1 protein-coding gene is annotated in these 1,015 nt (G+C 79.3%); it reads right to left on the bottom strand.

Annotated features, from left to right (window positions below; genetic code table 11):
- Positions 1 to 82: 82 nt before the first annotated feature.
- Positions 83 to 1,015 (bottom strand): glycosyltransferase family 4 protein (locus tag VR44_RS25005; RefSeq protein WP_045949843.1); only part of this gene is annotated, 933 nt, incomplete at its 5' end.

Below are 1,015 nucleotides of genomic sequence, written 5' to 3'. Positions count from 1 at the left end.
GAGACCGCCCCGCCGAAGTCCCGACCACCTCGCCCCCGGCACGCTCTCCGGGCCCGCGCCCGTCAGACCCCGGCCACCACCGTCATGCTCGGCGGCGTTCCATCAGTTCGTCGTAGACCGAGAGGATCTGGGCCACCGTGTCGTCCTCCGACGGCCAGGTCGCCGCCTGGGCGCGGCCGGCGGTGGACAGGGCGGCGCGGCGGGCCGGGTCGTGGAGGAGGGCGGCCACCGCCGCCGCCAGGGCTTCCGTGTCGCCGTACGGGACCAGGACCGCCGCGTCGCCGACGAGTTCCGGGACTCCGCCGACCTCCGTCGCCACCAGGGCGACCCCGGCGCGCAGGGCCTCCTGGGCCAGCAGGGAGCGGCCCTCCCAGCGGCTGGGGAGGACGGCGACGTCGGCCGCCGCCAGGAGGCGGTCGGCGTCGCGGCGGCGGCCCAGCAGGCGCACCGGGAGGTTTTCCGTCTCGATGCGTCGGGCCAGTTCGGGGCGCAGCGGGCCCTCCCCCGCGATCAGCAGCAGCGGGGCCGGTTCCAGGTCCCGCCAGGCCCGCGCGGCGTCCAGCAGGAACGAGTAGCCGCGGCGGGCGACGAGGCTGCCGATGGCGATGACCAGGGGGCGTTCCACCGCGCCCAGTTCCGCCCGGGTCTTGCCCGTGTCCGGCGGTGCCGGTGCGGCCGGGACGGCGACCGCCGCGAGGCGGGCGTCCCGGGCGCCGCGGCGGCGGGCCAGGTCGACCTGGTCGGAGGAGGAGCCCAGGACGACCGCCGCGGCCCGGGCCACGTGGCGTTCGAGGAGGCGGCCGAGGCGGCCCAGGGGGCCCGTGTCCGGGGCGGTGCCGTGCCAGGTGACCACCAGGGGGGCCCGGCGGCCGCGGCCCCGCAGGGCGAGTGCGGCCCGCATCCCGGCCCGTACGCCGTGGGCGTGGACCACGTCCGCCGCGGCGCAGGCGGCCCGCAGGGCGCTCGCCGCGTCGGGGGTGAACTCCGCCCCGGCGCCCGTGAAGTCGTACTCCCC

Source organism: Streptomyces katrae (genome assembly GCF_000966975.1).
In the GTDB taxonomy this organism is placed as follows: domain Bacteria; phylum Actinomycetota; class Actinomycetes; order Streptomycetales; family Streptomycetaceae; genus Streptomyces; species Streptomyces katrae.
Note: the sequence above shows the minus strand (reverse complement) of the source record. Positions and strands in the feature narration are given on the sequence as shown.